This is a genomic window from Teredinibacter waterburyi, from assembly GCF_001922985.1.
Taxonomy (GTDB): domain Bacteria; phylum Pseudomonadota; class Gammaproteobacteria; order Pseudomonadales; family Cellvibrionaceae; genus Teredinibacter; species Teredinibacter waterburyi.
Window position 1 is genome coordinate 36,896 of the sequence record NZ_MRUH01000103.1, and the last position, 21,176, is coordinate 58,071.

15 protein-coding genes are annotated in these 21,176 nt (G+C 50.9%); 4 read left to right on the forward strand and 11 right to left on the reverse strand.

The window, feature by feature from the left end:
- Positions 1–67 precede the first annotated feature (67 nt).
- Positions 68–205 carry a hypothetical protein gene (locus tag IDZ20_RS07125; RefSeq protein WP_188150734.1) on the reverse strand — a complete coding sequence of 46 codons (138 nt, stop codon included), beginning with the start codon at positions 203–205 and terminating at the stop codon, positions 68–70.
- A gap of 383 nt (positions 206–588) precedes the next feature.
- Here IDZ20_RS07125 and IDZ20_RS07130 point away from each other — a divergent pair, with 383 nt between their 5' ends.
- Complete coding sequence (locus tag IDZ20_RS07130) at positions 589–1,707, forward strand: efflux RND transporter periplasmic adaptor subunit (protein ID WP_188150735.1); 1,119 nt, start codon at positions 589–591, stop codon at positions 1,705–1,707.
- A 15-nt stretch (positions 1,708–1,722) separates the two neighbouring features.
- The gene (locus tag IDZ20_RS07135; RefSeq protein ID WP_188150736.1) at positions 1,723–4,827 is read left to right on the forward strand and encodes an efflux RND transporter permease subunit; all 3,105 of its coding nucleotides are present in this window, start codon (positions 1,723–1,725) and stop codon (positions 4,825–4,827) included.
- A 43-nt stretch (positions 4,828–4,870) separates the two neighbouring features.
- Here IDZ20_RS07135 and IDZ20_RS07140 read toward each other — a convergent pair whose 3' ends face one another.
- Positions 4,871–5,587: a 3-deoxy-D-manno-octulosonic acid kinase gene (locus IDZ20_RS07140; RefSeq protein ID WP_188150737.1), complete on the reverse strand. Its 717-nt coding sequence runs from the start codon at positions 5,585–5,587 to the stop codon at positions 4,871–4,873.
- A 196-nt stretch (positions 5,588–5,783) separates the two neighbouring features.
- Here IDZ20_RS07140 and IDZ20_RS07145 point away from each other — a divergent pair, with 196 nt between their 5' ends.
- Positions 5,784–7,127 carry a 3-deoxy-D-manno-octulosonic acid transferase gene (locus tag IDZ20_RS07145; protein WP_188150738.1) on the forward strand — a complete coding sequence of 448 codons (1,344 nt, stop codon included), beginning with the start codon at positions 5,784–5,786 and terminating at the stop codon, positions 7,125–7,127.
- Between the two features lie 23 nt (positions 7,128–7,150).
- Here IDZ20_RS07145 and IDZ20_RS07150 read toward each other — a convergent pair whose 3' ends face one another.
- The 8 genes from IDZ20_RS07150 to glnE form a co-directional block, all read right to left on the reverse strand.
- Positions 7,151–9,103, reverse strand: coding sequence for a TonB-dependent receptor (locus tag IDZ20_RS07150; RefSeq protein WP_188150739.1), 1,953 nt, complete (start codon positions 9,101–9,103; stop codon positions 7,151–7,153).
- 150 nt (positions 9,104–9,253) lie between these two features.
- Positions 9,254–9,613 carry a hypothetical protein gene (locus IDZ20_RS07155; RefSeq protein WP_188150740.1) on the reverse strand — a complete coding sequence of 120 codons (360 nt, stop codon included), beginning with the start codon at positions 9,611–9,613 and terminating at the stop codon, positions 9,254–9,256.
- On the reverse strand, positions 9,573–10,607 hold the full coding sequence (locus tag IDZ20_RS07160; protein ID WP_188150741.1) for a glycosyltransferase family 9 protein: 1,035 nt from the start codon (positions 10,605–10,607) through the stop codon (positions 9,573–9,575). Before IDZ20_RS07160 ends, IDZ20_RS07155 begins: the two co-directional genes overlap by 41 nt.
- Positions 10,604–11,029 carry an FAD synthase family protein gene (locus IDZ20_RS07165; protein ID WP_188150742.1) on the reverse strand — a complete coding sequence of 142 codons (426 nt, stop codon included), beginning with the start codon at positions 11,027–11,029 and terminating at the stop codon, positions 10,604–10,606. Before IDZ20_RS07165 ends, IDZ20_RS07160 begins: the two co-directional genes overlap by 4 nt.
- Positions 11,026–12,159, reverse strand: coding sequence for a CDP-glycerol glycerophosphotransferase family protein (locus tag IDZ20_RS07170; protein ID WP_223144927.1), 1,134 nt, complete (start codon positions 12,157–12,159; stop codon positions 11,026–11,028). Before IDZ20_RS07170 ends, IDZ20_RS07165 begins: the two co-directional genes overlap by 4 nt.
- Positions 12,160–12,209: 50 nt before the next feature.
- Positions 12,210–14,045: a lipid A export permease/ATP-binding protein MsbA gene (msbA, locus tag IDZ20_RS07175; protein WP_188150743.1), complete on the reverse strand. Its 1,836-nt coding sequence runs from the start codon at positions 14,043–14,045 to the stop codon at positions 12,210–12,212.
- 84 nt (positions 14,046–14,129) lie between these two features.
- Positions 14,130–15,056 (reverse strand): branched-chain amino acid transaminase, encoded by a 927-nt coding sequence (locus IDZ20_RS07180; protein WP_188150744.1) that lies wholly within the window; start codon positions 15,054–15,056, stop codon positions 14,130–14,132.
- A gap of 73 nt (positions 15,057–15,129) precedes the next feature.
- A complete protein-coding gene (gene glnE, locus IDZ20_RS07185; protein ID WP_245792183.1) occupies positions 15,130–18,051 on the reverse strand; it encodes a bifunctional [glutamate--ammonia ligase]-adenylyl-L-tyrosine phosphorylase/[glutamate--ammonia-ligase] adenylyltransferase in 2,922 nt (973 codons plus the stop codon).
- 193 nt (positions 18,052–18,244) lie between these two features.
- Here glnE and IDZ20_RS07190 point away from each other — a divergent pair, with 193 nt between their 5' ends.
- The gene (locus IDZ20_RS07190) at positions 18,245–19,510 is read left to right on the forward strand and encodes a DcaP family trimeric outer membrane transporter (RefSeq protein ID WP_188150745.1); all 1,266 of its coding nucleotides are present in this window, start codon (positions 18,245–18,247) and stop codon (positions 19,508–19,510) included.
- Between the two features lie 127 nt (positions 19,511–19,637).
- Here IDZ20_RS07190 and IDZ20_RS07195 read toward each other — a convergent pair whose 3' ends face one another.
- Complete coding sequence (locus IDZ20_RS07195) at positions 19,638–21,134, reverse strand: methyl-accepting chemotaxis protein (RefSeq protein WP_188150746.1); 1,497 nt, start codon at positions 21,132–21,134, stop codon at positions 19,638–19,640.
- Positions 21,135–21,176: the final 42 nt, after the last annotated feature.

Consider the following 21,176-nt stretch of genomic DNA (forward strand, 5'->3'; position numbering starts at 1 on the left):
GTTGAGCTGATCTGGCCGCGCGATTATACGCTGTGCAGCTCGGTGGCTGTAACTGTAATGGGGCTGATTAAGGGAATAGCTGTAATACAGGGTGGCGATAATAGTGAGTAGCATTAAACGTTATGTCGCTTCGATGCCGCTTCGATGCCGCTTCGATGCCGCTTCGATGCCGCAAGGTGTTTGGATAGGCTTTCAAAAAGCGCATGAATACATCCCTGTAGCTCAGTCAATTCATCCGTGAATTGACTGTTTTTGAAAGCCTATCCAAACACCTTGCTAGTTTAGTGGGGCGGCGGCTTATCCACCGACTTTTGCGCTGGTTTGGGAATAGGAACTATTCTCGATTCTTTCACTCGTAATGGAGTAGTATTGGTTCGCCCACCTTTCAGGGCTCGCGCTGCGCACTATCTAGCCAGCGGCATCAAATTTCATGCATCAAACTTCGGCGCCTAGCCAGGTTGTTAACCTTGGTCGTTGTCTTTAAATTTTCGCCTACCTCATAACGGCGTTTAAGGACGATCGGAAAATGTTAGCTCGAAAACGGTTAACTTAGTATTCCACTTCAAATTTAATACAGATGGCATAGTTATGATCAAAACGGCTCCAGCACTATTTCTCGTTCTCGCCAGCTTGGCTAGCGTCAGTGTTTTTGCACAGCAAAAGTTAACACCGGTGTTTGTGCAAGAGGTGGTTCGCCAACCGCTTAGCGAAACTCTGGAAGCGTTGGGAACGCTGCGCGCAAACGAAGCCACGGTGTTATCGGCAAGCGTTACGGAGACCATAACCGCCATTCATTTTGACGATGGCGAGCGGGTAACCAAGGGAACCGTACTGGTCGAAATGACTAGCGCAGAAGAGCATGCACTTCTGCAGCAAGCTCAGTCGGCGCTAGACGAGGCGCAGCGCCAGTATCAGCGTCTAAAGAAGTTGGAGCAGGAAAAGCTCACCACTCAATCCTTAATTGACCAGCGCTTAGCCGCTCAAGAAAGTGCGTCGGCCGAGTTGCGAGCAGTGCAATCGCGGTTACAGGATCGACTGATTATTGCGCCGTTTTCCGGCGTGGTGGGGTTGCGCAATATCAGTGTTGGCGCTTTGGTAAGGCCCGGCGACGCGATTACCACGCTTGATGATGATCGCGTGATGAAGTTGGATATGGCCATTCCCGCCGTCCACATGGCCAAGTTAAAGACGGGGATGGAAATTCGAGCTCGTGGTAAAGCCTATGGTGATGAAGATTTTGTTGGCGAGCTGGTCAGTATTGGTAGCCGCATAGACCCTGTTACACGCGCTGTTATTGCCAGAGCGATTATCCCTAACCCCGATCGAAAGCTAAAGCCAGGCCTGCTAATGACGGTACGTCTAAGCGACAGTTCGCGCTCGGCATTAACAGTGCCAGAGCAAAGTATTATTCAGGTTGGTCGCGAATCTTATGTGTATGTTATCGACAGCAGCGTTAGCCCTGCTGTGGCGCGCAAACGCGTGCTCGAACTGGGTTTGCGTAAGCCCGGTATTGTCGAAGTGGTGTCGGGTTTAGAACTTGGCGAACAGGTTGTTGTGCATGGCACTATGCGCTTGCGCCCCGATGCTGCCGTAGAAGTTAAGTCGGTGTTAACGCCTTCCCAAAGCATTCCAAAATTATTATCGGGCGAGGTTGTCAGTGGCGGTTCTGGTTCTGAAAACAGTCAAAATAACAGCCACATCAACTAAATCACGGGACCCGTTATGATTTTGTCGGATATCAGTATCAAGCGACCTGTGTTCGCATCAGTGATCTCGCTGCTATTAATCGCCTTTGGTGTGCTCGCGTTCGAGCGTTTGCCGCTGCGCGAATACCCAGACATCGACCCGCCAGTGGTGTCGATTAGCACTAACTACCCCGGCGCCGCCGCCAGCGTTGTTGAAACGCGTATAACCCAAGTGATTGAAGATCGTATCTCTGGTGTGGAGGGGGTGCGGTTTGTCGAATCATCGAGTAAAGACGGTCGTTCCGACATCAACGTTGAGTTCGATATTGGCCGCGATATGGAATCGGCGGCGAACGATATTCGCGATCGCGTCGCGCGGGTGTTGGATGATCTTCCCCAGGAGGCCGACACGCCAGATGTGCAGAAGGTGGATTCCAACGAAGACGTGATTATGTGGCTGAACCTTTCCAGCGACCGCTTAACCGTGCCAGAGCTAACGGATTATGCGGAACGCTATTTAGTCGATCGCTTTTCCACAGTCGACGGCGTTGCCCGTGTGCGTGTTGGCGGCGGTCAGCGCTTTGCTATGCGAGTCTGGATCGACCGCGTGCAATTGGCGGCACACAACCTAACGGTGCGCGAAGTTGAAGCGTCGTTACGAGCCGAAAACGTCGAGCTACCTGCCGGTGCGCTAGAGTCGGTTGATCGTCTATTTCGGGTGCGAGTTGAACGCAGTTTTGCCAATGCCGAGGACTTTTCTCAGTTGGTATTGGCGCAGGGGGATGACGGCTATCTGGTTCGGCTCGGCGATGTCGCCCGCGTGGAAAAAGGCACCGAAGAAACCCGTACCTTCTTTCGCGGTAACGGCGAGGCGATGGTGGGCATTGGTATTACCAAGCAGTCTACCGCCAACACTATTGATGTAGCACGCGGTGCAAAAGAAGCCGCCGCGCGGATTAATCCCGGCCTTCCTGAGGGCATGCAAATTCGCCAAAGCTACGATACCTCGGTGTTTATCGAAGAGGCTATCAACGAGGTGTATAAAACCCTAGCGATAGCCATCTTTCTGGTGATCTTGGTTATCTATTTATTTTTAGGCAGCGCGCGGGCCATGTTGGTGCCAGCAGTGACGGTGCCGGTGTCCTTGATTGCGACCTTTATTCTGCTCGCCTTGTGGGGGTTTACCGTCAACCTACTGACTTTGTTGGCGATGGTGTTGGCCATCGGCCTGGTGGTCGATGACGCAATTGTGGTGTTGGAAAACATTCACCGGCGTATGGAGGAGTACGGCGAAACCGCACTGGTTGCCGCTTATCGAGGTACGAGACAGGTTGGCTTTGCGGTGGTTGCAACAACCTTGGTACTAGTTGCGGTGTTTGCGCCGATCGCGGTGTTGGAAGGTGATTTGGGGCGTTTGTTCGGCGAATTTGCCTTAACCATGTCGGCGGCTGTGGTTTTTTCTAGCCTAGTGGCGTTAACCCTCTCGGCCATGCTGGCATCGAAGGTTTTACGCCCAGCGAGCAAAAGTAGCGGCGCGGTGCAATGGGTCGATAGCCTATTTGCCAAGTTTCAGTTTCGCTACAACCGCTGGGTCGAAGCCTGTATCAAACATCCGCTATGGGTGGTACTGGTGTTCGTGTTGCTGTTAGTCGCCAGCATTTTTATGGCGAGTCGCATTCCCTCGGAATTTGCGCCAAAAGAAGATCGCGGTGCTTTCTTCGTAATGATTAACGGCCCCGAGGGTGCGAGTTTTTCATATATGAAAGACTACATGGACGAGATTGAACAGCGTCTGCTGCCGTTTGCGGAAAGTGGTGAAGCCGAGCGTGTGCTAGTGCGCGCGCCTCGGGCATGGGGATTAATTAGTAGCTTTAACCACGGCATGGTCATCATGGTGCTGAGCGACTGGTCGGAGCGGCGTTCGGCCTGGGACATTATGGACGACGTACAACAGCGCCTGTCAGACTTACCCGGCGTGCGTGCGTTTGCAGTAATGCGCCAAGGCATCGGCTCGCGGGTAGCGAAGCCCGTACAGTTTGTGATTGGCGGCGGTACTTACGAAGAGTTGGCCGAATGGCAGGAGGTGCTGTTGAGTAAGATCGCCGAAGAGAACCCTAAGTTGGTTGCGGTCGATACTGATTACAAAGACACCAACCCGCAAATTCAGGTGAATATCGACTACAACCGCGCCGCCGAACTCGGTGTAAGCGTACAAAATATTGGCCGTACCCTAGAGTCTATTTTGGGCACTAAGCGCGTCACTACTTTTATTGACGAGGGCGAAGAATACGATGTTCTTGTCGAAGGTGAGCGCTCGCTGCAAAACTCGCCAACCGATATCTCCAGTATCTATGTGCGGTCCGAACGCAGTGGCGAGCTTATCCCCTTGGCGAATTTAGTGACGCTAAGTGAGTTTGCGGTATCGAACAGTTTAAACCGCTACAACCGCACCCGCGCCATAACCTTGGAGGCAAATTTGGCCGATGGTTACGCGTTGGGCGACGCCTTGGAATACTTGGAAAACCTTGTTGAGCGAGAGCTGCCAGAGCATGTTTTAATTGATTACAAAGGCCAGTCGCAAGACTTTAAGTTCTCCGGCGACTCGGTATTATTTGCCTTCGGTTTAGGTATTTTAGTGATGTTTTTGGTGTTGGCGGCGCAGTTCGAAAGCTACATCAGCCCGTTTATTATTATGTTTACTGTGCCGTTGGCGATGGCTGGTGGTTTGCTGGGTTTATGGCTGACCGGTGGAACCTTTAACCTCTACAGCCAAATCGGTTTGATTATGCTTATTGGCTTGGCGACCAAAAACGGCATCTTAATTGTTGAGTTTGCCAATCAACTACGCGATCAGCAAAAAACTGTGCGCGAGGCTATATTGGAAGCCAGCCGAGTGCGCTTGCGACCAATTGTAATGACCAGTTTAACTACTGTGATTGGCTCGCTGCCGCTGATCTTCTCATTTGGCGCTGGAGCGGAAACTCGGGCGGTATTAGGCATAACCCTGTTTTTTGGGGTGACCGTGGCAACCTTGTTTAGCCTGTTTCTAATCCCGGTAATGTACGATTTGTTTGCTCGCTTTGCGGGTTCACCACAAGCAGTAGCGCAGCGTCTAGAGCGGGAGCTTGAATCTAAGCCTTAGGCGTAAGTGAATGACGAAGCTGTAAAGGCGTGATTTGGCTGCGTTAACAAGCGTTATAGCCTTGCTGCAGAGCATCCCAATCACTTTCCTGCCAGTAAAATTGCTCGCAGCGCTTTTGCTCTTTTTGTAGTGAGCGCTTCAAGCGGGCGAGGTTTTTTGGTTTCCAAAACTCGCCCGGGCGAAAGCCGCATTTGTCGAAGTCGATTAGCCAAACCTTGTTGTCGCCATCGAGCATGATGTTATGAATGTTCAGGTCGTGGTGGTACACCGCATGGTCGTGGAAGCGTCGAATACAGCGACCCACGTCACGCCATTGTTGCTCGCTCCAAGGTGAGTGTTGTAGCAACTCAAAACCGTCGCGACTGGCGGCTATTTTTTCGGTTAATAGCGATGCGCGATAATAAAGCCCGCAGCGCTCGACCATTGCCGCAACTGGGCGGGGCGCGGGTAAGTTCAGGGTTTGCAGCGCTTCGAGTAGTGCCAGTTCACGCCAGCCTCGGGTATTGTTCAGACCGAGAAACAGGTATTCATCGTTGAGTAGCCTGCCGATTAATCCGCCGCGTTGGTAGCGCCGCAGTACCCATTCTTGTGTTTCATATTGGATAAAGTGCGTTGTGCCACGCCCTGCAGCACTGCCGCTGAGCGCATTCTGTTGCGACCAGTGTTGTGCGCTGAAGTAATCCTGCGAAACTTGCTGCACTCGGGCGGGGTCGTGCCAAAAAGTTCTGTGGCCTACTCGTTGCTGCAAAAATTTTGTCATGGTGGTTATCTTGGCCAAAAGGTTACAATAGCGGATTGTTGTCGCAGGGGGGGGCTATCTTCTCTGAGCCGCGGCTAAAAATAAAGTATTCAGCGAAACAATATAGCTTCTGCAAACAAACGCCATTGACTTTTAATGGTGCTTCCCCACATGAGCTATAGATTGAAGATTTTAGGTTAAAGAGAACCAACCGAATATGGACTTACCCAAAGTGCAAGGTGCACCCGCTACGAGCGATTCTTCTTTGAACTACCAGCCCAGCCTAACTGATGAGTTGGTACGAGTACTCTACAGTCTATTGTTTTTAGTTTTATTGCCGGTTTTTGCGTTGTTGTTGTGGCGTCGAAAAAGTGCATCGCGTTGCGGTGCCGATGGTGAGTGTTGGCAGCGCTTGGGGCTAAAACTCAAAGCGCCAGCCAATTCAGGTTGGTTGTTCCACTGTGCATCCGTAGGGGAAGTGGTCGCGGCTTCGGGGCTGATTAATCGTTTGTTAGCAGAAGACCCCCAACTTTCAGTAACGATTACCACCATGACGCCCACCGGTGCGGCACGCGTTAAACAACTTTTTAACACGCGAGTACAGCACGTCTATTTACCCTTCGACCTACCTTTCTGCATGTCGCGTCTAGTGAAAATTATTAACCCACAGCGGGTTGTTGTTACCGAAGTGGAATTTTGGCCAAATTTATTTCATCAGTGTTGGCGACGAAAAATCCCCTTGTATATAGTCAATGGCCGCATGACCGAGAAATCTTTTGTGCAATGTCAGCGCTACCGGCGTTTGTTTTTGCCCGCGTTAAAAAAGACGCGGGCAATTGGTGCGCAAGCTCAGCGAGACTACAAAAACTTTTTAGCACTAGGCTTGGCGCCGCCACAGGTTCAGTTAACCCGCAATATTAAATTCGACATTACCCTTACTGAACAAGATCGCAGTGTGATTGAGGAGCTGCGCAAAAAATTTAATGCTAGTAATCGCCCGCTTATTCTTGCTGGTAGTACCCATGAGCCAGAAGAACGGGTGATTTTAGATGCTTTCAAAATTGCGCTTACCCAATTTCCTAATGCATTGCTAATCATTGCGCCGCGCCATCCGCAACGGTTTGATGATGTGTTCGAGTTGTGCCAGATGTCGGGCTTGAAGGTGGTTAAGGCGTCGACGGGAAATGTTCGAGCTGACACCCAGCTGTTGTTTATCGATACCATGGGGCATTTAAAAAATTACTATGCTTTTGCGGATATCGCATTTGTTGGCGGCTCTATAGCCGAGCGCGGTGGTCACAACCCGCTGGAACCCTGTATGCATAAGGTGCCCGTATTGATGGGCCCAAGCCAATATAACAATCCGGAAATTTGTCGCTTGTTATACGAGTGCGGCGCCTTGCAAATTGTTAACTCTTCACACGATATGGCGCGTTGGTTACAAAAATGGTTAACCAGCGACTGGCAGAGAAAAACCGCCGGCAAGCGCGGCGGTATTGTTTTAGACGCTAACCGTGGTGCGGTAGACGCTAATTTACGCATGATTTACGAAACGTCTTAAAAGCCTAAAAACGCCTCAAAGATTTAAAAGAGTAAGCGTGCCCCCAATTCAAACCCCCGTCCCGCTTCGGGGGCCACGGTACGCAAATAGGATGAGGCCGATCGAATATCGGCATCCAATAAATTGCGCACTTTTGCGTACAGCAACACTTGCTCGCCGCGCAGCGGGTAGTCAAACTTCATGTCGACACGATTAAAGCCTGCGGTTGCTGTTTCGTAAGTTCCTGGGTGAGTTTGCGATTCGGATCGGCTGGCCGTTACCGTGCCGCGCCAAGTCGCCGCCCGGTATTCCAACTGACTGCCGTAGCGCAGTGGCGCAATTCTAGGTAGGTCGCCACCCTTCTTTAGGCTTGCGCGTACCGAATCCACAAATATTCGAATATCGACCGTCTTACCTAAGGTGAAGTTTAGCTCTCCTTCTACGCCTTGAAACTTTGCATCGGCTTGGGTGTAGTGGTACAGGTCGAGTTCGTCGCGTTGGCTGTTACGATTATCCGCAAAAATATAATCTTCAATACTATTGCTGAACAGGTTGGCGGTAGCGGTAAAAAACTTACTAGACCAAACCAGCCCCAGTTCAATATTGTTGCTAGTTTCCGCATCAAGATTAGAGTCGCCGATTAAATAGCTGCCGGTTGCCGGGTGTGGCCCAGCTGCTAGTAACTCCTCTGCGCTGGGTGCCCTCTGTGCTCGGGCAATGCCTAAGTCGAATTGTAATGCGTCGCTTAAAGGCCAGGTTGCCAATATTGAAAGATTGAGGATGTTGTGCTCGATATTGTCGTCGGCACTTGTAATCGTTTGTGAGTCGACGCGTATTCCCCATTCGACAGCAAGGCTACTAAGTTCTACCTCTTCCATAATAAAAATACCGGCCTGTTTGGTATCGGAAGCGGGAATAAAGGCTTCGTCACCAATTGCAGCAAAATGATTTTTACTAATTTGAACTCCCAGAGCGCCGCGCATTTTGCCGAAAGGTTGGTGCAAAACCTCTATACGTGCCTCGGTTCCGCGGTTACTAAAGGCCGTGCCGGGGGAGCCGTCTTCCAGCTCCACGTGATCGTAGTTAACCTTACCGACTCGCAAATCAACTTTATTAATAAGTGTGCTATCGGGTTGCCACTCGCCTTTTAGGTCGTAGCGCGTTTGCGCCATATCGATACGAACGCGTTCGTCTGAGTCCGGCGGCACGCCGTAGTTGTTCAAAATCCGATTAATGCTTACACCGAGGTAGCCGGAGTCGAAAAAATATGAACCACCGATGGAGCCTGCGGTTGAGGTTGCATCGCTGTTGTCGATTTCGCCTTTCGTAAAACCTTCGCTTTTCGCTTGGTTCACATCGGTCAACGCATAGCCGGGAATTTTCGTGTTACCGCTCGACCGCGTTAAACCGTCAATATGAAAGGAAATATCGTCAAGACTCGTGTCGCCAGTGAAAACAAGTTTGCGTTGTACGTTTTGACTTGAACCGCTTAGATCTAAACCGAAGCTAGGTGATTCCCTTGGCCTGTCGGGAATGCGGTTGTCGATTACATTTACCACGCCGCCGATGGCGCCGCTGCCGTAGCGCAAGCTCGCGGGGCCGCGCAATACTTCAATTTTTTTCGCGAGTAATGGTTCTACGGTAGCCGCGTGATCGGGGCTGGCGGCGGACGCATCCATAGTGCCGATGCTGTCTTGCATCAGCTTTACCCGATTGCCACTTTGCCCGCGTATTACCGGTAGGCCAACGTTTGGGCCAAAGCTCGCTGAATGTATGCCAAGCTGGTTGGCGAGGGTTTCACCTAGTGTCGCGCTGGCGACATCGCGTAGCTGTTCGCCGCTTAATAAATTGGCGGGGCGAATAACTTGATCAACGGATTTACCCAAAGGCGATGCGGTTACCACCACTTCTTCAATAATGTTTTTGGCGTTGGCCGAGAGTGATAAGCCACAATAAGCGATTAGCGCTGCCCATGAGCGCGCATTAAAGATATTCATAAAATTCTCCACATAGCAGAACACTCAAAGCTCAATCGCGCTATATATGGCAGCTAATTGCTACGCTAAATAACGAGAAAAACGTGAGTGCAAACGTAAGTAATTTGCCGCACTAAGTTTTCGAAAGAAAAGCGCAGCAAGAATTGACGGTTAAACTGTGTGAAGGTGAGCGGGTGGTGCGCGTATAGAGGTGTGACTGCAATTAGCTTTGCGAGGTGCCGCTGGCTTATAAACACGGCTAATAATTGCAGGTGCGGGAAGTAAAACGGGGCTTAGCAGGCTAACAGGTAGAGCGGTGTGGTGATTGCTGTGATGGCAGAGTGTACAGTGATATTGCGCCTGCTTGTCGTGATCGCTGTGGTGATTGTGGCCGGCCAGAGCTATCGACGATAACAATAGCAGTGCCGTCGCCACTAATAGCCAGGGGCGCAATCGATGTTTTTGTTGGCGAATCGAGAAGAGCACGGGTTTATCCCAACCAGTTGTCGAGCGCGGTTTTGACGTCGTCATGACTAATCAGTTCCATGAGATCGCAGCCTTTTGCGCGAACTCCCCAGGGTAGCTGTTGCCAAGTTTTAGCCTGCTGTTGTGCGATGACTTGATCGTATACAGATACCACGTTATCTAAGTCATTGTAGGGGCCTGTGCGGCGCGGATTGCTGTGCGCATAAAGGCCGATAACTTTAGTGCCGACTGTGGTTGCCATATGGGCCGGGCCAGTGTCTGGTGCTATGACCAGCTGTGCTTGCTGCAGCAGTGCCAATAATTGTTTTAAATTCGTCTTGCCAATAAAGTTTGCACGAATATTACCGGTGAGTGCGGTAATTGCGTTACCAATTTCGCGATCGAGCGAGCCGGGGCCGCCACAGAGCACAACTTGTTTGCCCTTGCTGCTCAGGTAGTCGGCAGCCCAAGCGTAGCCGGCGGCTGTCCAGTTGCGTTCCGCTTTGCTGGCGGCAGGGCTAATAACGACAAAATCGCCCAGTGCTTCGGCTTGTTGTTTGGCCCAGAGTTCCGCTTCGCTGGGAATGGGAATATGCCATGCGGGTTGCGCTACTGGCGGTACGCCGAGTGCGTCGGCAAAATCCATAAAGCCGTCGAGTACATGGGCTTGCGCGCGAGGGGCAACGCGTTTATTGGTAAACAGCCAGTGCAATTCTTTACTGCGTTGCCAGTCAAAACCAATTTTTTGCTTGGCATTGATACAGGCTGCCGCTAGGTTTGCGCGAAATGCCACTTGCATCAATAGAAGCGCATCGAATTGTTGTGTGCCGATATCCTGCCGTAATTTTTTGTAGGCGCGTAGGCCTTGTTTTTTGTCGAAAACAATAAATTCAATGCCGGCCATATCGCTCACCAGCAGATGCTCGACTTTACCGATCACCCAGGTGATTTTGGTTTCGGGCCAGTGCCGTTGAATACGCTCGACTAATGCAACAGCGTGACAAACATCACCAATGGCCGATAACCGCAGGATACAAATGGAGGCAAGTGCTTCACTCATGGGCGCGATTTCACCACTTCGATAATTTCAGTGGTGGAGATGGACGGCGTGCGAGCTAAATAAACAACTTCGCAAATATCCTTAAACTCGTCAAACTTGCCCGCCCAGTCGTCACCCATTACTAAAATATCGGCGCGGTGTTGTTGCAGGTATTCGCGCTTTAATTCTAGCGAATGCTCGGCAAACACCTCATTTACAAATTGCAGCGAGCTAATGATCTTCATTCTGTCCCGCTCGGAATACACCGGATAGCGTTGCTTCTTGGAGAAATTGAGTGCATCGGTAGAAACGCCGACGATTAAATGATTGCCAAGCGCGGCGGCACGCTCCAGCAGGAGTACGTGACCAACGTGGAATACGTCGTAGGTACCAAAGGTGACGACACGTTTCGCAGGGCGATTGCTAGCGGCGGTTTGGCTCATCCGAGAGTACTCTTTTTTGTCGCTGTATCTGTAGCAGAATTATCACGGCTATTCATATTGCAGTTTGCTTCCAATTGGTCGGCAATTCTAATACTGCAGTTGCCATCGACGGTTCCGACCATTTTTTCGGTGTAGGCAAGACGTTGCGGTCGCATATGATTTGGCTTTTCCAAATTTAATTTAATGGCGGCAAGCAAGTCAGTTGGAGCGCTAACGCGAGTCGCCACTTCGCCGAAGTACTTCAGGTCTGAATCCAGGCGTTTGTTGAAGCGGAATTTAAAAATCCCGCGGTAGGACCAGCGAAGTTTGTAAAAGTCACACCAGATGGCGGGCTTGTCTAAGGCAATAAATTCAAATAGCGCTGAGGACGCATCGCTAATTAGAATGTCGGCGTTGGCCATAAACTGGAGCAGCGAGTGTTGTGAAAGCTTGGCCACATAAACGTTGCTGTATGTGTCCCACTGCTGCAAACGTTTACGCTGCTTGCGATAGGCGGATTTAATATAGGTAAAGAAATGTGGCTTTACGAGCAGGTTGCAACCGGCGATTTGCGCTGGAAAGTCTGCGGGTAAACACTCAATACTGGAGGGGTAAAAGGTCGGCGCATAGAGTAGTGTTGGTTTGCGTGGGTCAAGTCCGAGTTCGGCTAAATCGAATCCGTGTAACTCACCGCGTACCAGAGGGTCGAGTTTGGCGTAGCCGCTGTCGATAAAAGTTGCGCCTGGAAACTGCTCTTGCAAACGTTGTAATCGGTGTGGGCCTTCGACAAAACGCAAGCTGGTTTGCGATGCCGATACATCGTAGTAGCACGCCTTGGGGCCAATACCGTGTTGCATTAATGCGGTTTTGCTATAGGCGTGAATCGCATCGAGATTGTCCATGCGGTTGCCGGTAATCAGCCAAGTTGGACGATTGTCTAAGTAGCACTCGCGTGCTGCGGCTGCTGATTCGACCCAAAGGCAAGTGAGTTTTTCTTCGGCGATTACCTGCTCTAAAACCTTTTGTAGTTCTGCTTCATTACTGCGATACACCACAAAGGTACAGCTGTGCCCGCGCGCTTCCAGTTCGCGGGCAACGGGCAAATACTGCGCGAGATAGTAGAGATGCATGGTATCGAAATAAATATTCACAGTAGGGTACAACCTTGTTAATTGTGGCGAGAATTTACGGCCCGAATTCTCTAGAGCGTTTTGTGTAGGCGCGCGTAGTGCCCATCTTTCGCGAGTAGTTCACTGTGGCTGCCCACTTCGACTAGTTCACCCTTGTCGAGCACAATAATTTTGTCGGCCTTTTCGATGGTGGACAGGCGGTGAGCGATAACCAGTGTGGTACGGCCTTTTTTGAGCTGTTCGAGCGCAGTTTGTATTTGCTTCTCAGATTCGTTATCGAGCGCTGAGGTAGCTTCGTCCAGCACTAAAATAGGTGCGTCTTTGTAGAGCGCGCGTGCAATCGCGAGACGCTGCCGCTGGCCGCCAGAAAGACGCGAACCATCTTCGCCTACGGTGGTGTTAAAACCTTCGTCTAAGCTTTCGATAAAGCCGCTGGCGGAGGCGTTCTCGGCAGCCTGTTTTACTCTGATGAGATCCAATTCGTGATTGCTGCCATAGGCGATGTTGGCGATAACGGTATCGTTGAACAAAATCGTTTGTTGGTTTACCAAGGCAATATTATCGCGCAGGCTTTTCAGGGTGGCAGTGCGAATGTCTTCGCCGTCGATCAAGATACTGCCGCTTTGACTTTCGTAAAAACGTAGCAGCAGGTTGACCAAGGTCGATTTGCCGCTGCCAGAACTGCCGACCAGTGCGACGGTTTCGCCCGCCGCAATGGTGAAGCTAAATTTTCTCAGCGCAACTTGGTCTTCGCCTTGCTGATTGTTGTAGGCAAAATGAAGATTGCGAAATTCTATTTCGCCGCGGGTAACGTTGAGTGTTTTCTCGCCGGTGTCGGGTTGCGGTTTTAGGTCGAGGGTGCCGAAAATGGTTTCCGATGCGGCTACTCCACGCTGAATAATACTGTTAACCGAACTTAAAGAACGAAACGGTTTCGCTATTAAGCCGGCAACGGTAACGTAGACTACGGCTTGTGCGCCATTGCCCTCCCAAAAAACTAACACCAATAAAAATATGGTGGCGAGCGCGCAGGCAATAACAATATGTAGGATGGGTGTTTGCAGGGCGCTAACGCGTTCGAACTTGGTGCCGTACTTTAAATTTTCGTTTGCGGCTTGTTGGAAGCGGGTACGCTCGTAGTCTTCACCGTTGTAGCTTTTAACTAGCTTGATACCCTGAATGCTTTCGGTAGCTATATGGGTAACCTTGCCTACGGCGAGCTGTATTTTACGGCTAACGCGGCGAAAGTAACGGCTGGCTAAAACAATAAGCCCCGCCAGAATTGGCGTCACAATTAAAAATATAAGGGTTAGCTTCCAGTTGTAATAGAGAAGCAGCGCGAGAAAAGCGATTACTGAAAGGCCATCGCGGAATAGTATTTTAATCGCGTTGGTAACCGACGCGGTAACCTGTTCGATGTTGTAAACCAAAAGCGAAACCAGCTCGCCGGAATTATGTTGGTCGAAAAAAATTTGCGGCAATACCACCATGTGATTGAAAAGTTGTTTACGTAAATCGTTAACCACCCCCAAGCCGAGCCGACCCATAAAAAAATTGCCGAGAAACCCGCCGATACCGCGGACGACACTTAATGCAACGATCGCCACAGGCACAAACCAGATGGCAGAGGTTACTGAGCTGGGAATTAACAGCATGCCGCGCGAGGGCCGATTTTCGAGGCCGTCGATAAAAAATTCTACGGTCATGGCGAGCAGCGCTTCCATACCCGCAAAGAGTAGAAAGCCGATAACACTGAGAAAGAAGTAGCCTTTATAAACATAGGCGTACTGGAGCAAGCGTTGGTAGAGCTGTGCGCTTGAAGTCGATGGTTGCCCAGGTTGCGGCGGTGAGCTTGGTTGTGGCTGATCTTCGGTTTGTTCAGCTGTCGGCTCGTTAGTATTACTCATACAAGGCTCAAAAATAAGTCGCTCGCACTAACGCCGAAAGATGGCATTGGTGCGAGCGGTGTACAGCGCTGATGTTGGTTTGGTTTACTTAATTGGCGCTAGCCAATCGGTGTGATCAGCCAAACCACCGCGTACGGATTCGAAGTACAGGCTTTGTAAGCGCTCGGTGATTGGACCGCGGCGACCGGCGCCGATGGTACGACCATCTAGTTCGCGAATCGGTAATACTTCTGCAGCGGTACCGGTAAAGAAGGCTTCGTCTGCAACGTAAACTTCATCGCGGGTGATACGCTTTTCGACAATCGGATAACCGCAATCAGCCGCAAGTTGAAAAATTGTGTTACGGGTAATACCGTCTAGACAGCTGGTTAGCTCGGGGGTGTAGATAATGCCGTCGCGAACCACAAACACGTTTTCGCCGCTGCCCTCGGCAACATAACCTTCGTTATCGAGAAGCAAAGCTTCTTCACAGCCGCAGTCTAGTGCTTCGCGCAGGGCCAGCATCGAGTTGATGTAGTGACCATTGGCTTTAGCTTTACACATGGAAATATTCACGTGGTGACGTGTGTAGCTGGAAACCCGAACTTTAATGCCGACCTCTTTCGCCTCTGGCGACATGTAAGATGGCCAGTTCCATGCGGCGACAATGACGTGTGTTTTTAAGTTGTCGGCACGCAAACCCATACCTTCTGATCCGTAAAAGACCATCGGGCGGAGGTAGGCTTCTTTAAGGTTGTTTTCTCGCACCACTTGTTTTTGCGCTTCGTTGAGCTGCTCTTTGCTGAACGACATCGGCATATTCATGATGTGAGCCGAGCGAAACAGGCGGTCGGTGTGTTCTTTCAGGCGGAATATACTGGTTCCGTGAACGCCTGCATCGTAGGCGCGTACACCTTCAAACACTCCCATACCGTAATGCAAGGTGTGTGTTAGAACGTGAATCTTGGCATCGCGCCAAGGGACTAATTCTCCATCAAACCAGATAACTCCATCGCGATCGGCGAAAGACATTGTGTACTCCAGAAATAAGTCGGGCTGTAATATTAAGTTAATTTATGTTGCTTGGTGTTACCTGGTAATCGCTCTACGCCTGCATTAGTTGTGCCCAGAGGCGGCTAACGTTATCGCGTGCGCTGCTTAAGTCGTCGTCCACAGCGTTGGACTCGACAAGGCTCGAAAGCTGTTGCAGGGTCAAGCGATGACCAAAGGAGCGGAAGGCTTTGTAGGCGTTGGTTAGTGTGTCAACCTCTTGAGTTGACAGCAAACCGGATTGCGCTAGGCATTCCAGTATACGAATGTTGTCCGTATAGGTGGTTAAGGCCGAGTGTTGGTGGGCCCAAGCAAGAACTGTGTATTGAACCATAAATTCTATGTCGACGATACCGCCGCGATCCTGCTTTAGGTTGAAGGCGTTGCTGCCATCGTTGTTTTTATCGCTACCGAGGTGCTGGCGCATTTTCTCGCGCATCTCGACTACATCGGCGCGCAGTTTTTCTGGGTCGCGGTGCTGCTCCAAAATGTCGCGACGGACGCGGTTAAAGCGTTCCCCCAGTTCGCCGTCACCGGCAACGTAGCGTGCTCGAACAAGGGCTTGATGCTCCCAGGTCCAAGCGTCATTGAGTTGGTACTTCTCGAACGCGGGTAGGGTGGTAACCAGCATTCCAGAATTGCCCGATGGGCGTAAACGCATATCCACTTCGTAGAGCTGCCCCGACGCCATGCGGGTATTGAGTAGGTGGATAATGCGTTGGCCCATACGCATAAAAAAAGTCTGATTGTCGATCTCGCGCAGGCCGCGCTCATCACCGTCGGTAGTGCCGTTGTTGCTGCAGTCATGGAGAAACACAAGGTCGAGGTCGGAGCCGTGGCCGAGTTCGATGCCGCCGAGCTTGCCGTAGCCGATAATGATAAATTTTGGAACGTCGCGCACATCGCCGTCCGGATAGCCAAATTTTGCGGTCATTTCGGCCCAGCTAAGGTTCAGTAGGTAGTCCAAGATGGCTTCGGCTAGCCATGTTAAGTAATCGCTCACTTTCATTAGAGGCGTTACGCCACTTATCTCACAGGCCGCAACACGCAGTGCGTGGGCGGAGCGAAAATAGCGCAAGGCTTCCATTTGTTGCTCTAGGTCCTCGCTGGGAATACGCAGTGTAAGGCGCCGTAATTCGTCCATAAGCTCACTTTTTTCCGGCGCGGAATACAGCGAACGCGGGTCGAGTAGTTCGTCGAGCAGGGCGGGATACTGCACTAGCTGTTCGCTGATCCAAGGGCTGGCGGAGGCGAGGCGAACCAGTTGTGTTAATGCCGACGGGTTTTCAATTAACAAGAGCAGGTAGGCACTGCGGCGCGCCACGGACTTAATTAGTGGCGCGATCCTGCCGAGGGTTTGCGAGGGTTTAGGCTCGCGGCTCAATTCGCTGAGCAGTTGCGGCATAAGCTCATCGAGACGCTGCCGTCCAGTTGGCTGCATGGTGGCGACGGGAGTGCTGGCGCGCAGCTCGTCGAGCAATTGGAGCGTGCCCTGCGGATCTTCGTAATTGTTAGTGCTCAGCTGTTCTACTAGTGGCGCTGAGTCGTCGTCACCGTGCCAGAGCTGTTGCCAGCTTTCTAATTCAACCGAAATATGGGTTTGTTTTTTGTCCGGTTCGGCAATGATTTCGGCGAACTCTAGCTGCACAAGATTACGCTGTTGCTTGAGCTCCGCCGCAAAGGTTGTCCAGTCGTCGAAGCCCATGACTTTGGCGATACACAGCTGCTGATCGGGATCGCTGGGGAGCTTTTGGGTTTGCTTGTCTTCAAAGCCCTGAATGGCGTGTTCGGTATTGCGTAAAAAGCGGTAGGCGTTTGCCAGTTGCTCAGCCATGCCGTCTGGCAGGCAGTTGAGTTCTTCTAATAGCGGCAACACCACCAGAAGGCGATTGTCTTGTAACTGCAAATCGCGGCCACCGCGAATCAGCTGAAATGCCTGCACGATAAACTCGACTTCTCGAATACCGCCACTGCCGAGCTTAACGTCGTCGTTTAGTTTGCGGCGCGCAACTTCTTGATTGATAAGCTTCTTAAGGTTTCGCAGTGCCTCGATGACCGAGTAATCGACATAGCGGCGGTAGGTGAAGCTCGCCAAGAGACGGTTTAGTTGAGTGATGTGTTGCGGGTTTGTGGCGGTGCTTGCGGAGGTTGCGGCAATCACGCGCGCCTTAATCATGGCGTAGCGCTCCCATTCGCGCCCTTGGGTTTGATAGTAGTCTTCGAGCGACCCGAAGTTGCACACCAGTGAACCGCTCTCGCCAAAAGGACGCAAACGCATATCGACCCGAAACACAAATCCTTCGGCGGTGGTGGTATTCAACGATTGAATAAGTTGTTTTCCTAAGAGCGTAAAAAACTCCTGGTTGGAAATAGATTTTTTCCCGTCGGTGTCGCCGCTCTCGGGATAGGCGAATATAAGATCGATATCGGATGAGAGGTTCAGCTCGCCGGCGCCAAGTTTGCCCATGCCAAGGACAAGCATTGGCTGAGCTTTACCCGAACCATTCACCGGGTTGCCGTAGATTTTTGCCAAACGTTGATGGTGAAAGTCGAGCGAGACTTGTACACAGCTCTCGGCCAGCCAGGTGAGTTCTTGTGTGGTGTGTTCCATTTCAACAAGGCGGTTAAAGTCACGCCAGATGATGCCAACCATAGCGCGATTGCGCAGCCGCCGCAGCGCCAAGTTTAGCTGATCGGAATCTATTTCCGAGGCGACAAGCGCGCGCGTTAGCTCAAGGTATTCGCGCTGGCTGCCGGGCTGATCCAGTGCTGTTGTCAACAGATCGGGATGGCGCAACAACTGTTCGCGTACAAAGCGGCTACTGCATGTTGCGTAGAACAGCTGCTCGTTGTTCAGATGCTGGTCATCGCCCTGATGCCCGATTTCTGAGAGTTGTTTGAGAAAACTCAGGTATTGGTCGGCGAAGTTTTCGCTGAATCCGCTATCGGTTAGTGTGTCCGAGGTAATGGCTAACAAGGGAATACTCACTTTTAGTGTAGTTATCTATCGCGGTGGCGGTTGTGAATGGCCAAGGCTTTTCGATTTATTGGGTTAACTCGAAAAGCATCTGCATTTGGCTGACGCATATCAAAACATATGAGTGTGATTAACGACAGACTAGCATCATCGAAATTAGCAGAGAAGTTAGTCTTAAGCATAGGTGTAAATTATGGTTGTGTTGCGAGCAGTGCAGTCCGCGAAGTGCGAACAGAGAAATTTGGATCTTAACAGACAGGTAACGGCAGTGGTCAGGGGGGCGTCGGCCCTATTGCTCGCTGCATTGGTGAGTTTGCCGAGTAGCGCCGCTGAGGAGCTGACCGTTAAGCTGCCGGAGTGGATAAACAATGTTGAAATTGGCGGGATGCTAAAAATGAGTGCGGTCACCTCATCGCAAAGTGCCGGTGCAAATAAATCGGCCGATGAGTTATTGATTGCCGCACAGGTGCCGCGCGACGACAGTGAGGGCGAGTCGAATCAGCTGCGCATGACAGCCCGCGAAACTCGGTTTTGGCTAAAAGGCCATGACGACACTACGCGTTTCCATATTGAACTAGATTTTAGCGGTTATACGCCAGGAAGCCTTGAGGTTGCGAATGGCAGTGCCGGATTGCGTTTACGCCATGCCTATACCGAAACCGAAACTCCGTATGGACGATTTTTATTTGGCCAGACCTGGTCGACACTGCAAAACACTAAAGCGTCCATGCATAAAACACTTTACGGCGAGCTGCCGGGTGAGCTGGTGAAGCGGATCGTACAGGCGCGCTGGACTGGTGGATTTAATTTGGCGAATGTCGCTGGCAACGTCTATGTCGGACTGGAGAGCCCCGCATTTACTGTGCAGAAATTAGATGGCACATTGGTGCAGCCAGACGATGATCGTGTGCCAGATTTGGCGTTGCGCGCGGAGTTAAATCCGGCTTGGGGGAATATTTCTCTGGCGGCGGTCGCTCGCCAACTGCGTTGTGATATGCCTGGTGAATGTGAAGATCTATTGAGTGCCCAGGGGGTTATCCTCTCCGGTGCGTGGCGGATGAGCGCAAAGGACGAGCTGCATTTTCAATATGCTAAGGGAGAGGGTTTGGGGCGCTATATGGGCGGCAATCTCTACCCAGAAGCGGTGATGCATGATGACGCTAGCTTAACGCTAGTTGATTCAGAAAATGCTGCATTCAGCTATCAGCATCGTTGGAGCCCCAGTTTACATACTGCGATTATCTACAATCTTAGCGAAGCCAAGGAGTTGGATACTGTTGTCGGTGTTAACGGGCAGGGTGCTCAGACCGAGTTGAATAGTCTTAGTGCCAATATTATGTGGTGGCCGCAGCAGCGCTGGCGTTTATCCGCCGAGTGGTTATTGGCCGATAGTGATTGGACAGATGGCAATCCCGGTGGTTTGGAGCGTTGGGTGTTCTCGAGTCGCTACGATTTCTAAGGCAAACTAATTTTCATTAGTCTTTTTGCTGAGGGGGCACGTTCAAATAAAAAAGGCCGAGAAAATTCTCGGCCTTTTTTATTTGAACGTGATTAAACAGTGAGATACTTTCTGTTATCTACTCAGTTTAAACGCTAAATTTATGCATCTGTCGCTTTAACTCTTCACTTTCATCGGTAAGTTGCAGGGTGCTTTCGCTGACAATTTTCGCGTTGCCCGATACCTTTTCGGACAGCGAGAAAATGGCTGAAATAATTTTGCTGACCTCGGTGGCAACAGAGCTTTGTTCGTTGGAAGCGGTCGCAATTTGGTGGTTCATATTGTTGATATTGTTGACATTGCCCTTGATTAGATCGAGTGCGTCTTCCACTTTTTTACCCGTATCGATGGTTTCCTGAACAGAGGAAATACTTGTGTTCATAGACGAGTGGGCTTCATCGGCTGCGCGTTGCAACTGCAAAATAATCGATTCAATTTCTTCGGTAGAGGTCTGGGTTTTTTGCGCTAGCGAGCGAACTTCATCGGCAACTACGGCAAAACCTCGTCCCTGCTCTCCGGCGCGGGCGGCTTCAATTGCCGCATTCAAGGCAAGTAAATTGGTTTGCTCGGCAATCGAGCGAATAACTTCCATGACTGAGCCAATGTTTTCGCTGCTGTGTTTAAGCACTTGAATTTTTTCGGCGGTAGCTTCGATCTGCCCTGTCAAACGGCGAATGGTTTCCTGGGAAGACTTAACGACTTGCGTACCTTCATCTGCGGCGCGACTGGTCTCTTTAGTGCGTTCCGCGGTTTGGTCTGCGGAGCGGGCTACTTCTTCGGCAGAAGCCGAAAGCTCATTAAGAGCGGCCGCTACTTGTTCAATTTCGCGCAGTTGTTGCCCTGTGGATTCAACTGTACTGTTGGTGGCATGACTCATTTGCGCCACGTTATTGCCGACTTTGTCAGTTACCGACATAACGTTCTGAATGATTTGTGCAATTTGATCGATAACGCTGTTGAAGTTTTCGGCTAGCTCCGCAATTTCATCACCGCTATTCGCTTGTAGGCGAGTGCGCAGATCGCCACCGCCGGCGGCAATAACGCCGAGCCGCGCCGATACTTCGGCGACAGGGTTAACAACGATTTTTTTGGTGAGCCAATACACGGTAATGAGTACGGCTATCATGAGTGCCAGAACCATAAAAATGCCAGCGTTTATTTGGTCGGCTAATACTTCTTCCATGTGCAGGGTAGAAAACACCACGTTGTAGTGCCCTATGACCTCGCCTTCTCGCGTAATGTCGATATCGCGGCGATCAATTTTCTTCGATGTATCGCCGTCGGCTTCGCTACTGGCTGCGGCGAGTTCTTTGCCGCGATGGTCTTCAACGCGAATATCGTAAATGAGCGAAGTGTTGACCAGTGATTTTGCAATTGCTTCTATTTGTTGAAAATCATAGGCAAATACGGGCTCGAGTAGCGACGAGTTAATCAGCTCAAGCTGGCTTGCCATGTCGTCTTCAAACTGCTGCTCCTGATTGCTGGCGATCAGTTGGTAGCTGGTGGCCAAAATTATGCCGGCAACGAGGATAATAATAGCGGTGGTCGCCATTGTGATTTTGGTTGTTAGTGAGCGTTTTATCATCTTCTGTTACCTATAACGCGAATATCGAGAATGGGGTTCGTG